At 43.6% G+C, this 15,392-nt stretch carries 9 protein-coding genes; 4 read left to right on the plus strand and 5 right to left on the minus strand.

Annotated features, from left to right (window positions below):
* Window positions 1-17: 17 nt before the first annotated feature.
* The 3 genes from G5B00_RS04890 to G5B00_RS04900 all read right to left on the minus strand — a co-directional run bounded on the left by G5B00_RS04890 (window position 18) and on the right by G5B00_RS04900 (window position 2,848).
* Window positions 18-1,412 carry an Ig-like domain-containing protein gene (locus G5B00_RS04890; RefSeq protein WP_163872131.1) on the minus strand — a complete coding sequence of 465 codons (1,395 nt, stop codon included), beginning with the start codon at window positions 1,410-1,412 and terminating at the stop codon, window positions 18-20.
* A 61-nt stretch (window positions 1,413-1,473) separates the two neighbouring features.
* Window positions 1,474-2,034, minus strand: a complete 561-nt coding sequence (locus G5B00_RS04895) for a DNRLRE domain-containing protein (protein WP_163872132.1) — start codon at window positions 2,032-2,034, stop codon at window positions 1,474-1,476.
* 118 nt (window positions 2,035-2,152) lie between these two features.
* On the minus strand, window positions 2,153-2,848 hold the full coding sequence (locus G5B00_RS04900; RefSeq protein ID WP_163872133.1) for a hypothetical protein: 696 nt from the start codon (window positions 2,846-2,848) through the stop codon (window positions 2,153-2,155).
* A gap of 257 nt (window positions 2,849-3,105) precedes the next feature.
* Here G5B00_RS04900 and G5B00_RS04905 point away from each other — a divergent pair, with 257 nt between their 5' ends.
* Both G5B00_RS04905 and G5B00_RS04910 read left to right on the plus strand, forming a co-directional pair.
* Window positions 3,106-5,802, plus strand: a complete 2,697-nt coding sequence (locus G5B00_RS04905; RefSeq protein WP_163872134.1) for a glycoside hydrolase family 2 TIM barrel-domain containing protein — start codon at window positions 3,106-3,108, stop codon at window positions 5,800-5,802.
* 199 nt (window positions 5,803-6,001) lie between these two features.
* A complete protein-coding gene (locus tag G5B00_RS04910) occupies window positions 6,002-7,261 on the plus strand; it encodes an alpha/beta hydrolase family protein (RefSeq protein WP_163872135.1) in 1,260 nt (419 codons plus the stop codon).
* A 30-nt stretch (window positions 7,262-7,291) separates the two neighbouring features.
* Here G5B00_RS04910 and G5B00_RS04915 read toward each other — a convergent pair whose 3' ends face one another.
* Window positions 7,292-11,398, minus strand: coding sequence for a two-component regulator propeller domain-containing protein (locus G5B00_RS04915; RefSeq protein WP_317168829.1), 4,107 nt, complete (start codon window positions 11,396-11,398; stop codon window positions 7,292-7,294).
* 27 nt (window positions 11,399-11,425) lie between these two features.
* Window positions 11,426-11,929 carry a regulatory protein RecX gene (locus G5B00_RS04920; RefSeq protein WP_163872137.1) on the minus strand — a complete coding sequence of 168 codons (504 nt, stop codon included), beginning with the start codon at window positions 11,927-11,929 and terminating at the stop codon, window positions 11,426-11,428.
* Between the two features lie 290 nt (window positions 11,930-12,219).
* Here G5B00_RS04920 and G5B00_RS04925 point away from each other — a divergent pair, with 290 nt between their 5' ends.
* Both G5B00_RS04925 and G5B00_RS04930 read left to right on the plus strand, forming a co-directional pair.
* The gene (locus G5B00_RS04925; RefSeq protein ID WP_163872138.1) at window positions 12,220-14,649 is read left to right on the plus strand and encodes a bifunctional UDP-N-acetylmuramoyl-tripeptide:D-alanyl-D-alanine ligase/alanine racemase; all 2,430 of its coding nucleotides are present in this window, start codon (window positions 12,220-12,222) and stop codon (window positions 14,647-14,649) included.
* Between the two features lies 1 nt (window position 14,650).
* The gene (locus G5B00_RS04930; RefSeq protein ID WP_163872139.1) at window positions 14,651-15,247 is read left to right on the plus strand and encodes a DUF502 domain-containing protein; all 597 of its coding nucleotides are present in this window, start codon (window positions 14,651-14,653) and stop codon (window positions 15,245-15,247) included.
* Window positions 15,248-15,392: the final 145 nt, after the last annotated feature.

Genomic DNA, 15,392 nt, shown 5'->3' on the forward strand with positions numbered 1-15,392 from the left:
GAACGAATATAGGTGTATTATGGTTGGGGTGTGTGTTCTCTCGATATAGAGAAAACATGCTCTTGCACTTTGCCGAGTGGAATGCCACGTGTACTCTTGACATTTGAGCCAATGATCACCTTATAGTGACCTTGATGTTTAAAAGAACCTGCTTTTGGGGTGAAAATAAAATAGGTATCTTTTCTCTTGACTTTCCAACTACCCTCAATCACTTCACCTGTCTGCTGTGACACGACCATTACAGACTCTTTTACCGAGGGTACATCCATCTGTGGAGCAAAATGGATGATTACCGGCTGGTCTGGTGCAACCACATTTTCGTTATTTCGTCCATTGTAAGGAGTGACGTATAGGATATTCGGTGGCAGATCAGGTTCAAGATAGCTTGAGAAAAATTTTTCGACAACTTCCTCTCTTATGTATCCCATATCCGGTTGAAATCCCGTGGCCATATGATGCCCCCTGTCTAGCATGGGTATGCCCAACCAGTTTGCATCATGATCTTTAGAGTAAGCTTCTACTACATTCGGCCAAGCATCCCAATGTTTATATTGGTCGGACTTCCCTACAGCCGTAATCGTCGGTGCATAATCATCTTTGACATATTTTTTAGAGCTTCTGGTTCCATTTCCCATGGATTGATACCCTACCTGAATATGGCTTGCATATCCTGTATAGGGCTGTGGGCCATAGGGCTCTCGCTTGCCAAATCTTTCGTCAGAGTTTTCGCTTATCGTAGGGTCCGAAAGGCGGGTGATGGCATAAGAGCCTTTCGAATGCCCCAGTCCGCCTATAAAATCAGGATCAATACTATACTTTTCAGCATTGGCCCGCAAGTATCTTATGGCAGCGGTATAGGCTTTTACTCCCGTAATATCATCCAACGAATAATATGCATCATGATGTCCGAAAATACGGGCAAGGGGGCTGTATGCATGATCAATGATGACGGTTACATATCCTCTTTTGGCAAAGGTTTGCTGAAAAGGGGTGTGCCTATGGATGTTTCGTTTCGTGGCGGTAGATACGATAAAAAAAACCGGGCGAGGTTTAGCGGGTTTTTCGGGATGTATGATATCCATACGCAAGCTCCAGTCGAAAGGGTTGCCTTCTGTATCTTTGAGATCACTCTTTTTTGTAGCTATCTTGTCGTAACCTTCTTTTTTGCCTACAATGTATTTGTTGTAATGATCTATTACCTTCTCTACCGTACCTTGCGATCCCTGCTTGTCCAATTCAAAGAAAACAACATCTTTTGTCTCGGTAAAACCCTCAGGTATAAAAGCCTCTTGATATGCCGGCCGTGGCTGTGCAAACAAGATGGTGGAGTGCAATAAAAATATACTTGTATGTAGTAGGGCAAAAATTACCCCGGATTCAACCTCCACGTTTGAAAAAAAACGATATCTCATGTAAAATGAATTTATTTGATGTCCTTTGTGCTTAATTTTGATCGATATAATGTCCCTGTGGTTATTGAACAACCAGCATTGGTGGATTTTTGGACTCTTTTGAACCAAACTCACTTTTAATGCCGGTCGATTTGGGATCGCTGATACGCAGGCTGATCTGCTTGGCTCCAGCAGTCACAGCTTCTTTGATATATGCTGTCAAATCAATTTCAATATAATTTTTCTGAACATTCACATCCAATTTACCCACTACTTTTGTAGGTTTAGGTGCATTAGACCATTTTATATCTTCCTCATTCCAATCTGCAGGAGTCTCGGCAACTTCCAGGGACAATCCGGCAGAAGCATCATCCACCTCATTGCAATATAATTTCAGATAGACTTTGCCCGGTATTGAAGTGCTTATTGATGAAATATCAAATCTCAAAAACGCATGTCTGAGAACGGTGCTACGGTTGGTACGAAGTACCCTCAATTTATTGTCTTTTCCATAGTTGCCTATATTATCTCCTGAATATACATATGAATCTGCAATAGGAAGAAGTTCTACACTGTTGTTCTGTCCAAAAGTGATACAAGAGATCGCCACCAATAAGAATAGGGATAGAATAATTTTTTTCATGCTTTTTTTACTTTAAGATTTATAATGAATGTCTATTGCAAGGTAAGTAGCCAGATGTTGGGAAATCCAGAATAATCTTTCAAAAAACCATGGTATTTGATACAATGGATATCACGATTTATACGACGATCTCATTGTATATCTTCATGGTTTTGACCTTGGTCTCGTTTACCATTTTTGCAAGCAGCCTCTTGTATACCCTGTCTATATAACTGTCCATTATCTGCCTTTTGAAATTGTCAAACGTTTTTTCTGCAGAATACACACCTTCTGATTTCAGCGTATCAAAATGTACGAGTAGTAAGCTGTCGTTTACCGGTATTTTGTTTCCTGCCAAGGAATTTTTGAGGACAATAAGTGCATTGCTAAATTTATAATCAAAAAATATCTGCTCGCTATAGACAACAGGTCCATAGATTATCTCCTTTTTTAGTGCCTTCTGCTGGCGTTGTTCATTTTCTTGTTCTAGTGCTGCCAACAATTCTCCATACGTGTTATAAGGCCATAATCTGTTTTCTTCCAGCAGTTGCTGTTGCACCTTAATTTCGATTAATGACTTCAACGCTTTGTTTCTTAACGAATCCATTGGTGTTGTTCCTTCAAAATCCGTGTGCCAGAAATCTTTTACCTTGGACAAATCAAATGCTTTGGCATATTCATTATACACCACAGCTCTATAGCGCATCATCTCCCGCTTCAGCTCTGCTGCCTCTACAGGGCTATCGTTTACGTAAGCTACGATAGAGAGGGGAGAGGCTGCTATAGATCCACAAAAAATAAAGATCAAGAATGTGGTTACTGTAATACTTTTCATAGGTACGAACCTCTGGTTAAACCGTAAGCTAATGTATGGCTTTCTTTCCTTAATGAAGCGGGTATTTCGGTTAAATTTACAGGGTAAATTTGACATAGAGGCATAAAAAACGGATGGAGAGCCTTCGCATGTTAAATATGACATGCAAAACCGTATCATTTCACCTGTACATATGCTGCGCTCACTTTCTATTTTTGACTATGTTGAGCAAACATAGCTATCAATTTGATTAATTACTTCGATAACATCAGCAAATAATGACCATTAGCCGTATTCTAATTGTATTCTTTTTATTAGGACTGTCTCTCAAGGGCCAGGCACAGCGTATATCCTACACGATCAATAGCAACTGGAATTTCTACAAAGGAACACTGCAAAACATTCCACAGGCAGGACAGGAAATCCAGTGGGAACCTGTCAATATCCCACATACTTGGAACGACCGTGATGTCATGGACGATGAGCCGGGCTATTATAGGGGAGAGGCTTGGTACAGGAAAAAGATATATATACCTCAGCAATGGAAGGACAAAGATGTGTATGTATTCTTCGAAGGAGCAGCACAGGTTGCAGAAGTGTTTGTAAACGGTAAAAAAGTAGGTTCGCATACCGGGAGCTATACTTTTTTCAGTTTTCCTATTACGCAATACCTCAAGCCGGGAAAGGACAATGTTGAAAACGAATTGCTCGTGAGACTCGACAACAGCCACAACGAGGATATCCCACCCTTGTCTGCCGATTTTACTTTCTTCGGCGGACTCTATCGCGATGTCCATCTTATCGCGGTCAATAAAGTACGGTTTGATATGGACAATGATGCTTCAAATGGTATTTTTATCACAACGCCAAACGTCAGCGCCGAAAGAGCAGCGGTAAATATCAGAGGCAGTTTTGTCAACAATTCCGCTTCTTCAAAAAATATTACGGTCGAGCATGTGATCCTTGATGCTGATGGTCAAACGGCTTATGCGTTGAAAAAAGAGTATAAAACAGCTAAAGGACAGCAAGTTTCCTTCTCGGATGACATAAATGACATCACCAAACCCCACCTTTGGTCTACTGAAAACCCGTATCTATATAGGGTCGTTTCGACCATCAGCGATAGCCAGACACAAGAGATATTGGATGAAGTGAGCAACCCATTAGGATTCCGGTGGTATAGCTTTGACGCGGAGAAAGGTTTTTTTCTCAATGGGGAACCGCTTAAGCTGATCGGAGCGAGCAGGCATCAAGATTACAAAGGAAAAGGAAATGCGCTCAGCGATGCTTTGCATATCCGTGATGTAGAGCTGCTCAAGGAAATGGGCGGAAATTTCCTGCGTGTGGCACATTATCCACAGGATCCCGCTGTGCTGCAAGCATGCGACAGATTGGGGATCCTCGCTTCGGTAGAGACATCCATCGTCAATAGGATCACGGAGACAGAAGCTTTTGCCGAACACGCAAAAAAAATGCACCTGGAGATGATACGACAAAATTTCAATCACCCCAGCCTGATTATCTGGGCTTATATGAACGAGGTTTTGTTGCGGCCCCGCTATGAAAAGGGAAGTGTCGAGCAGGAAGCGTACTTTGGTAAAATAACCAAATTGGCACAGGAGCTGGAAGATATAACTCGAAAAGAAGATCCATACCGCTACACCATGATTCCCAACCATGGCAATTTCGACCTGTACAATCGTGTACAGCTCACGAAGATCCCTATGTTGGTCGGCTGGAATCTCTATCAGGGATGGTATTCGGACAAGTTTTCGGGTTTTGCCAATTATCTGGACAGGCATCGCCGGGAATTGCCGGACAAGCCCCTTTTGGTAACTGAATATGGTGGAGATGCAGACATACGCCTGCACAGCTTTGAGCCGATACGGTTTGACAAGACGGTAGAATATACGACACGCTACCACCAAGCCTACCTTAAAGCTATGATGGAGCGTCCTTTTGTAGCGGCGGCCATGATCTGGAATCTTGCAGATTTCAGCTCAGAAACCCGAACAGAGTCTACACCGCATATCAACAGCAAGGGGATACTTACGTTGGATCGAAAACCCAAGGATGCTTACCGTTTTTATCAAGCCAACCTATTGAAGATACCCTATCTACAGATAGGCACGAAAGAATGGAACCTGCGGACAGGTATTGCCAAATCGGATACACAGTTGGCGCATACGCAGGAAGTGCTCGTTTTTAGCAATCAGCCTACTGTCACACTCAAACACAACGGTAAAATCATCGGCAACAGTTCGACCGCGCAGGGAATTGCACGTTTTCACGTAGACTTTGTCAATGGACAGAATACGCTACAAGCCCTGGCTACCACGGGAGACAAAGAGGAGATAACGGATCAGGCTGATATCTGGTTCAAAATGTTGCCTGTAAACCTTCATAATAAAAGTCTTCCTTTTACCGAAGTCAATATCAGCCTTGGGGATAAGAGGTATTTCCACGATGCGGCAAACCATCAGATATGGATGCCTGAAAAAGAATATCAGCCGGGAAGTTGGGGGTATATCGGAGGAAGTATCTTCCGTATGGAAAACAAGGCCCGCCACAGCTATGGCTCTGACAAAGATATTTTAGGTACGGACGCAGACCCTGTGTATGCCACACAGCGAACGGGAATAGAGCAGTTTAAATTCGATGTTCCCCAAGGCGAGTACGAGCTTACCCTACATTTTGCAGAACTGCTGTCCGATATCCAAAGGGAAGAATTGGTGTATAATCTGAATGGAGGTGGGCTGACAGGCGATAATTTTCAGGAAAGGGTATTTGATGTAAACATCAATGGTCACGTCTTTCTGAAAAACCTAAGCAACAAAGAATACCTCGAACCGGAAAAAAGTGTTAATTTTAAAACTTCGGTGAGCGTATATGACCACCAAGGCATTACCGTGGATTTTGTTCCCAAAACGGGAGAAACCATTTTGAACGGTATCCAGTTGAGAAAAATAAAGTGATTATATATTTCTTTAACCAAGCTTTGTCGTCATTTCGATGAGGAGGTACGACGAAGAGAAATCTATGGCCAAATGGGAAATTAATCTAATTCATCCATAGATTTTACTTCGTAGAGCTCGTTTCACTCGGTTCTCCTCATTCTTCGTCGAAATGACGGGTTGGTTGCTAAAGTGTATAATTGCCAAAAATAAAAGTAATATGATCAAAAGAGCTTTCTTTATTGCCATAGCAATATTTGTTTGTGTATCTTTTTCAGAGGCACAGGAGACATTTAATTACGATGAATCCAAAGTAGGTGAATATACCTTGCCTCCGGTGCTTACATTGTCCAACGGCAAAGTCGTTGCGAATGCGGCCGAGTGGCAATCCCGTAGGGAGGAAATACTAAACCTTTTCCGCCAAAATGTTTATGGGAGGATTCCTACAAAGCCCGATGGCCTTCATTTTGAAATGCGCAGGCTAGATGAGCAGGCTTTGTCGGGCAGAGCTATATCCAAACAGATCCGGATATATTTTACCAAAGAAAAGACGGGCCCACATATGGATATGATTTTATATTTGCCTGCTAAAGCCGGACACCCTGTTCCTGTGTTCGCAGGACTGAACTTTAAAGGAAACCAAAGTATTCATGCCGATAGCTCCATTATATTGTCCGAAAAACATCCCGAACTTTTGAAAAACACCAATAAACCTCATGATCAGCTTACCCGTGGAGAGCAAGCCGAAAGGTGGGAAGTCGAGACGTTGATTGGAAAAGGTTACGGTGTCGCTACCGCTTATTATGGTGATTTGGAGCTGGATTATCTCGAAGGATGGAAGAAGGGCATAAGGACCACATTGCAAACTGAATTGGGAATCACCCCCGAAGAGTGGGCTGCAATCGGGGCCTGGGCATGGGGTCTGAGCAGAATAATGGATTATCTGGAGACCGACGAGCAGGTAGATGCCGGAAAAGTCATCGTTCATGGCCATTCCCGTTTAGGGAAAGCAGCACTGTGGGCTGGCGCTAATGATACGCGCTTTGCTGCTGTTATTTCCAACAATTCGGGGGAGGGAGGAGCTGCTTTGAGCCGCAGGTGGTTTGGAGAGACCACCAATCGTATCAATACCAGATTTCCCCATTGGTTTATAGATAAATACAAAACGTACAATAATAACGCCTCTGCACTTCCGGTCGATCAGCATATGTTGTTGGCATTGATTGCACCCAGACCTTTATATGTAGCCAGTGCTACTGAGGATCTATGGGCAGATCCCAAAGGCGAATTTTTAGCAGCAAAAAATGCAGAGCCGGTTTATACGCTTTTTGGAAAAAAAGGATTAGGGAGAGAAGAAATGCCTCCTGCAGACACTTCTATCGGTGAAACTATTCGGTATCATATCCGCACCGGGAAGCATAATATACTCTTGTTTGATTGGTTGCAATATATAGATTTCGTGAAAGAGAATCTGGAATGAAACCTTATATCGAGCACCAAGGGTATAGCGTTATGTTTCACTTGAATGTATATATTCCCGTGGTGTCATGCCGAACTCTTCTTTGAAACATTTGCGGAAATAGTCGACATCCGTAAAACCTACGCTATAAACGACTTCGTTTATATTCATTTTTTTCTGTTTCAACAATTGTGCGGCTCTTTTGATACGGATAGTACGGATGAATTCTATGGCTGTTTTTCCTGTAAGGGCTTTGATCTTGCGGTACAAAGCACCACGTCCTACACCTACCTCTTTGGCCATTTCTTCGACATTCAAGCGAGGTTCCGAAAGATTCTTTTCAATAAAATCCATTGCTTTGGCCAGCAGGATGTCGTCTGGGGAAGTGATATCGACATTTTGCGGTTGTGTACTTAGTTCCGTCTTGTACCGTTCCATGATTTCTCTACGGGACGACAGTAGGTTGTTGACCCGTGCTTCCAATACATCCATGTTGAATGGCTTGGTCATATAATCATCGGCCCCTATCTCAAATCCTTCTATTTTGTACATAGCGGGTGTCCTCGCCGTGAGTAGGATAAAGGGGATGTGGCTGATACGGATATCGGATTTGACTTTTTTACAGAATTCTATTCCATTCATGACGGGCATCATCACATCACTGATGATAATATCCACCGCGATCTGTTTGAGTTTTTCCAGTGCTTCTTTACCATTGCCGGCATAGTGTACTACAAATCGCGCTGAGAAAGAATTGACCATAAATTCCAACAGATCCTTATTGTCTTCTACGACCAATATGGTCTTTTTTTCTTCCGAACCGGCAGCCCATGAACGTTTGCGTCTCCATCCGTTGTCCTCGTCTATCCCTTCGGTGTACTGTTCCTGTTGTATTGCTACATGCTCTGTCTCCGGGTTGTACAAATGTTTGCGGATCAATGGCAATTGAATGGTAAAACAGGTATATCCCGGCTGCTCATCGCTTTGCTCACGACTGTTGACATGTAGTGTACCTCCTAGCAATTCGGCCAGTCCTTTGGAAAAAGCCAATCCTATACCTGTGCCTGTACTGTTCATATTGGCATCTCCGCTGTGTTGGAACTGTTCAAAAATATAAGGAATGTTTTTCTCTGCTATCCCAATCCCGTTGTCTTCGACCTCTATAAGCACAAAATCTTCATTTGCTTCATCTGCTTTTAATCTGACCTGTATTTTTCCTTTGTCACGGCTGAACTTTACCGCATTGGACAGCAGGTTGTACATTATTTTTTCAAGTTTGTCGGCATCAAACCAGAGCGGCAAGGCGGTATATTCGGAAGATAATTCCAATTGCACATGCTGCTGTGCCGCATAGCTTTCAAAAACCGTACAGATTTCTTCCAGAAATTTGACCAGATCGTTTTCTGTATTTTTCAGGAGCATATTGCCGGATTCAAATTTTCTGAAATCCAATAATTGATGGATCAAACGGCTCAGACGCTCTCCGTTTCTTTTCATCATCAAGAGTTGCGGTTTCATTTTGTTGTTGTCTCTCACTGTCTTGAGCATGTTGTCCAATGGAGCCAGGATAAGTGTCAAGGGTGTTTTGATCTCATGGGAGATATTCGTGAAGAAGTTGATCTTTTGCTCGGCAAGTTCCTGATCCTTGAGGTGGCTCAAGTGCTCATAGTGCAATTCATTCTTGAGTGTAGCTGTTTTCAGGGAGTAATAGTAGAAGAAGTACAATAGGGCGACGATCACCAATCCATATACACAGTATGCCCACCAGGTCTTCCAGAAAGGGGGTAATACCTTGATCTTTACGACTTGCTCTTCGTCGTTCCATAGTCCGTCATTGTTGGCCGCCTTTAGCCTAAAGTAGTATGTTCCTGCGGATAGATTGGTATAGGTAGCCAGACGCTGATCTGCTCTCACGTAATGCCAGTCCTGGTCATTTTTCAACCCTTCTAGCCGATAGGCATATTGGTTCTTTTCCGGGGTCAAAAAGTTGAGTGCAGAAAATTTGAACGTGATGGAGCCGTAGTCATGTGCCAATATAATCCCATCTTGGCTAGCGGTGGCTTCCTTTGCGTCATGTAATTTTCGGTTCTTGACCAAAATATCGGTAAATACGACCTCTGGTTTTAGGGGATTGACCTTGATGGCGGAAGGCTGAAACGACGTGATGCCTTTGATGCCTCCAAAAAACAATGTTCCATTCTGCAGTCGGATGGTGGCGCCACTCGCAAACTGATTGCTCTGCAGTCCGTCTTCCTTTGTATAGTTGGCAACCTGTAGTCCCCCATAGGGGAAATCCTGTCGGTCTTCGCGCAACGTCAATCTTGTCAGTCCTTGATTGGTGCTGATCCAGATATTCCCATCATGATCCTGATTGATGGCGTGGACCACATTGCTGGCAATTCCCTGCTGTTCCATAAAACGATAGAACTTGCCGTTCAGCAAGAGGTTGAGCCCACCTCCGTTTGTTCCCACCCATAGCCTGTCCTTGGAGTCCACAAATACCGATAGGATGAAGTCGTTGCTGATACTGTGCTTATCTTTGGCATTGTGGTAGAATGCACGGCTTTCTGCTGTCTTGGTGTCAAAGTAGTTCAAGCCCTTTTGAGTAGCTAACCATAGATTCCCTTGTTCGTCTACTGCGATACTGTTGATGTTGTTGGAGCTGATACTTTTTGGATTTTTTTGATCGTATTTAAACGTGCGAACCGAATTGTCTTTTTGCAAAAAACGTAGGCCACCACCATTTGTTCCTATCCAAAGTCCTTTTTCCGTATTTCGTAAAGCATATATTTGTTTGCTTCCGTTGTCGGCCGGATCACTCACCTGGCTGTATTCCGTATAGGATTTTGTCCGCGTATCGAACAATCGGAGGCCATTGTAGGTGCCTACCCACATGTGATTTTTGTCTGCTCTGGCCAGAGACTTGACAATATTGTCCGATACATTTCGACCGCCGCCTATTTTATACCTGCGGTACGCTCCCGTATGGGTGTCGTAGAAATTCAATCCTCCTCCTTCCGTGCCTATCCACAGATTGTGCGCCTCGTCTTCGAGGATACTACTCACGACAGGGTGGTTTAGTCCCTCTTTGAAGAGCGCGCGCTCCGTGATCAAGCTAAATTTGGGACTCCCTTTGAGGTAGACGTTCAGCCCGCCGGCGTATGTGCCCAGCCAGACATTACCCGTGCGGTCTTCCAAGATACAACGGATGGAATTGTGGCTAAGTCCGGTTTCGTTCTCAGGTCTGTAAACATACTGTGTGGAGGAAGTCCCTTCCCGTACGGTCAGTCCTTGCAAAGTACCAATCCAGACTTCATGGTTTGTTCGGAAAAAAATATCCCTGACCGTTGCTCCCGGCAACATATGCCGTCCGCTTTCACAAGAGATGCATGCACCTGTCTTGGGGTCGTAGACAAAGATCCCGTTGCGCTCGGAGCCGAACCATATGTGCCCCTGATTATCTTGTTTGATGACCCGGATATATTCTTTTTTAAGAAATGAAATGGATTGGGGGAGATGCATCTTGGTGCCGGTAGACGCTCGGTATGCTGTCAGACCTTTGGTAGAACCAAACCATAGCACACCTTGGTTGTCCTTAAAAATAGCTTCGGATCTATTGTCCAGGTTCGTGACGGTACCTTTTCGATTTTCCGAAACCTGGTACAGCTTTTTTTCTTTGGTGTGGTATCTTTTGAGGCCTTCGATCGTTCCGACCCACAGGTCGTCGCCATCGAGTAGTAGTACACTGATAAAATCCCTGTTTAGTTGCTTGGATTGTGCAGAAACGGTTTCTATCCGTGTAAACCGGTCCTTCTCACTATCGAAATAATTTAGTCCGTCGGCAGTGGCTACCCACAGATTTCCCGTTTTATCTTCGGCTATTGCATTGATGACACTATTGCTGATACTGCCCTTGTCGTTTTCGGTGTTTTTGTAGTGCCTAAATTCATAACCATCATAACGATTCAGACCATCTTCCGTGCCGATCCATATAAACCCTTTCTTGTCCTGTATCATGCAAAGCGCGACGTTCTGGGACAAGCCGTCGTTAATAGTTAATCGCTTGAATGCTAATTGGGTAAATGCTATTTGAGGAATAAGGGTCGCTTGTACACAAAATAAGACAAATAGACAATATAACTTCATATAGGACAGCATGCGGCTCAATCTCAATTTTTTTGGAAGTTACAACTTTTGCTGCAAATTGTGAAAACCGCCCAAAACCCGTCCATAGACCAATTCACTTTCAAACCCTTTGCTCAACAAGTGACGAATGAGCTTGTTTTTCTCCATAACAGTCAATTTCGAAATGTCCTTGCCCGCCTTTTTTGCCATGTTGTCTTCAAAGATCTGCATGTATTCGTCCGGATCGATATTATTTAAGGCTATCCTGATCAACGGTTCGGATACTCTCTTGCCTTTGAGATGGTGTTTGATCTTGACCTTGCCCCAACCTTTCATGCGCAGCTTGCCCTGTGCATAGGCTTTGGCAAAACGCTCTTCATTGAGAAAATTGTCGAGAATGAGTTCGGAAATGATATTTTCCACGTCATCGTGGTGCAGTCCCCAAGCATACAGTTTGTCGCGTATCTCCTGTTGGGACCGTTCTTGGTAGGCACAGTAGCTTTCTGCCTTGAGTTTGGCTTGTCTAGGTGTATAGGTTCTCTTGCTGTTGCTTTGCTCTTCCATTGTACAAAATTTTTAGTACATAATAACCACATAGGAACATAGCTTTTTTCTTATCTATATTTTTAAGATGCCAAGGCATTGCAGTAGTCACACATACATATTTGCCATAATGCTATGACGGAAAATTCATTTTCTGTCTATCCTATCTAAATTATTCTTTTGGACGTTAAAAATTCAGATATTCCTATGTGTCTATGTGGTTTTAGTTTTTGTTGTGTATTAGTACACAAAAGTTCAAAAAAACATGCACTTATTAAAAATATTGATGACATTTGTTGCTAATTACTCTTATGTACACGACTAGTTCCATTCTTGAAGTTCTAACCTCCGTCAAAGTGTCTGTTTCCGATCCCAAATCGGAGATACAGCAGTTGGAGTACGACTCACGAAAGGTACGGCAGGGAGAAAAAAGTTTGTTTTTTGCACTCAAGGGATTGCGGGACGGTCATCTATTTATCGAAGATGCTTATCGTAAAGGTGTGCGAAACTTTGTGGTGTCCGATAGGGGATTGGATGCCGATACGTATGTAGGGGCCAATTTTATATGGGTAGAAGATACGTTGGTTGCCCTTCAAAAGCTGGCTGCTTTCCATCGAGAGCAATTTATGATTCCGGTGGTAGGTATCACGGGAAGCAATGGCAAAACCATTGTCAAGGAATGGCTTCACCAATTGCTGTCGGTCGATCGGCGATGCTATCAAAGTCCCAAAAGCTACAATTCGCAATTGGGCGTTGCCCTGGCTCTGTGGGAAATCCAGCAGGAGCATGAGATAGCCTTGGTTGAGGCCGGGATAAGTACTTCGGGCGAAATGGAACGTTTGACCCAAATGATCCGTCCGACTATCGGTGTCCTGACCTCGCTCGGAACAGCCCATGCTGATGGCTTTGACTCCAAAGAGCAGAAATTTGCAGAGAAGTGGCAGCTTTTTGAATATGCACACACGATCGTTGCACCATCCGACGCAGTCATGTCGGGTTTTTTGGATGAGCGCTGTTATCTTTGGGGACAGTCTCCGGAGGACAAGGTGTATGTACAAAGCCTCGAACCGCAGGCCAACCATACCCTCGCACATATTCGTGTAGAAGGTGTGTCGCATACATTGACCATACCTTTTATAGACAAGGCGTCGGTAGACAATGTGCTGACCTGCGTCACGGTCTTGTCGGCATTGGGGTATGCAATATCTATGATACAGGAACGTATCGCTGGTCTACGACCTTTGGAAATGCGCCTTCAACTGAAAAAAGGAAAGAACGATTGCAGTATTATCGATGACAGCTATTCCAATGATCTGGTATCTCTACAGATAGCATTGGATTTTGTACAGCAACAAAATCAACATCCCTATAAATCTCTGATAATTACAGATTTTATAGGCTCGAAATGGAATGATAAGTTTAAATCGAAGTTGGTATCTTTACTGAATGCCGTATCCTTTCAAAAAATCATATTGGTGGGAGAATCTATTCAACAGATTGCCGGGGATCTGCACGCTAAGGTACATTCCTTCACCCATACAGAAGATATTTTATCTGCTCTTTCGGCCTTGGACTTTGCGCATGAAACGATACTGATCAAAGGGGCAAGAAAATTTGGGTTGGAACGATTGGGTCAACTTTTAGTACAGAAGACACATGATACTGTGCTGGAAATCAACTTAAAATCTATTGAGTATAATTTACTGCAATATCGACAACGGATACCTTCAGGCACGAAGCTGATGGCTATGGTCAAGGCTTTTTCGTACGGTAGCGGCAGTTTTGAGGTAGCCAATATTTTACAGTTCAACAAGGTGGATTACCTTACGGTAGCTTTTGTGGATGAAGGCGTAGAGTTGAGACAAGGAGGTATTCGCTTGCCCATCATGGTGCTGAGCCCGCATGAGGACACTTTCGAAGACCTGTTGAGCTTTCGGTTAGAGCCGGAGATTTATTCCCTACGGATCCTTCGGGCTTTTATAGCCTTTTTGGATGATCGATCCGTCGATGATTATCCGGTGCATATCAAATTGGATACAGGCATGCACCGGCTAGGTTTTATGCCGGAAGAATGGGAAGAAGCATGTACTATCTTGAAAAGTACACTAAGGGTCAAGGTCAAATCTGTTTTTTCGCATCTTGTGGGTGCGGGCAATAAGGATTTTGATGACTTTACGGATAGGCAGGTCAATCTGTTTCGGCAGGAAGCCGATCAATTGGAAAAAGCATTGGATTATACCGTTGTCAAGCATATATGCAATACGAATGGGATCGTGCACCGTCCCGCTGACCACATGGACATGGTTCGGTTGGGTATCGGTCTATATGGGATAGATACGAGTGGCAAGGGTTTGGGTTTACAGGAAGTGGGGATGTTGAAGACCACTGTCACCCAACTTAGACATCTACCCGCAGGCGAAACGGTGGGCTATGACCGAAGTGGAATTTTACATAGGCAGAGCAAGATTGCAACCGTAAAGATCGGCTATGCGGACGGCTACGACAGAAGATTAGGAAATGGTGTCGGCAAAATGGCTATAGGGGGACATATAGTGTCTACGGTGGGTAATGTCTGTATGGATATGTGTATGCTGGATGTGACGGATATCGATGTCGTGGAAGGGCAGGAGGTCGTGGTTTTTCCGGATATTGTGCAGGCGGCAAAAGATATAGGTACTATACCTTATGAATTGTTGACCGGGATTTCGTCCCGGGTGAAAAGAGTTTATTATTACGAGTGATATGTTGAAGCGAATAGTACAAAAATTGTTGTATTACCTGATCAAAGGTACATTGGTTGTAGTGCCTGTAGCAGGTGCGGTTTTTTTGATCATTTGGATTGTGGCGTCTTTGGATAATGCGCTTAATATTACGCAGCACTTTTTACAGGACGAGCAAGGGCATCCCCTTTATATTCCGGGTATTGGTATCCTCACGGTATTGGTGATACTGATCCTTGTGGGATTGGTCTTTACGACGCTCGTGACCGAACCGATCAAGAATTGGCTGAGTCGTACCATCAACAAAATACCGTTGTTCAATACCTTATATTCTTCTATCAAGGATTTTACGGAAGCTTTTGTCGGTGATGCCAAGAAGTTCAACGAGCCGGTATTGGTAGTCGTCAATGAGACAGGTTTGAAAAAAATAGGATTCCTTACCCAACGGGATCTCAGCAAAATAGGGCTTTCGGATGAAGTGGTTGTTTACTTTCCTTATTCGTATTCCTTTGCCGGGCAGGTGGTAGTCGTCCATACTTCAAAAGTGTCCAGACTGAACATGTCCGCTACGGATGCGATGAAGCTTGTCGTGTCGGGTGGGGTGAGTGGATTGGAATAGTTGAAGGCAAGCCACACATCTGAGTGAGGGCACACTGACCCTGTGTAAAGATTTTGAAGCAAAGCTGGTTTTGGAAGTTTTATTGCTTATATTTACCTATATAAATAAATATTTGTCTGATTCAAATAAGTGAAAAAATATGATA

Origin of the sequence: Parapedobacter sp. SGR-10 (genome assembly GCF_011030405.1) — a bacterium.
In the GTDB taxonomy this organism is placed as follows: domain Bacteria; phylum Bacteroidota; class Bacteroidia; order Sphingobacteriales; family Sphingobacteriaceae; genus Sphingobacterium.

What these genes read in the sequence shown, in the direction of transcription:
- G5B00_RS04890 (WP_163872131.1), bottom strand. Translation starts at nt 1,412, where the DNA reads ATGAGATATCGTTTTTTTTCAAACGTGGAGGTTGAATCCGGGGTAATT.
- G5B00_RS04895 (WP_163872132.1), bottom strand. Translation starts at nt 2,034, where the DNA reads ATGAAAAAAATTATTCTATCCCTATTCTTATTGGTGGCGATCTCTTGT.
- G5B00_RS04900 (WP_163872133.1), bottom strand. Translation starts at nt 2,848, where the DNA reads ATGAAAAGTATTACAGTAACCACATTCTTGATCTTTATTTTTTGTGGA.
- G5B00_RS04905 (WP_163872134.1), top strand. Translation starts at nt 3,106, where the DNA reads ATGACCATTAGCCGTATTCTAATTGTATTCTTTTTATTAGGACTGTCT.
- G5B00_RS04910 (WP_163872135.1), top strand. Translation starts at nt 6,002, where the DNA reads ATGATCAAAAGAGCTTTCTTTATTGCCATAGCAATATTTGTTTGTGTA.
- G5B00_RS04915 (WP_317168829.1), bottom strand. Translation starts at nt 11,398, where the DNA reads ATGCTGTCCTATATGAAGTTATATTGTCTATTTGTCTTATTTTGTGTA.
- G5B00_RS04920 (WP_163872137.1), bottom strand. Translation starts at nt 11,929, where the DNA reads ATGGAAGAGCAAAGCAACAGCAAGAGAACCTATACACCTAGACAAGCC.
- G5B00_RS04925 (WP_163872138.1), top strand. Translation starts at nt 12,220, where the DNA reads ATGTACACGACTAGTTCCATTCTTGAAGTTCTAACCTCCGTCAAAGTG.
- G5B00_RS04930 (WP_163872139.1), top strand. Translation starts at nt 14,651, where the DNA reads ATGTTGAAGCGAATAGTACAAAAATTGTTGTATTACCTGATCAAAGGT.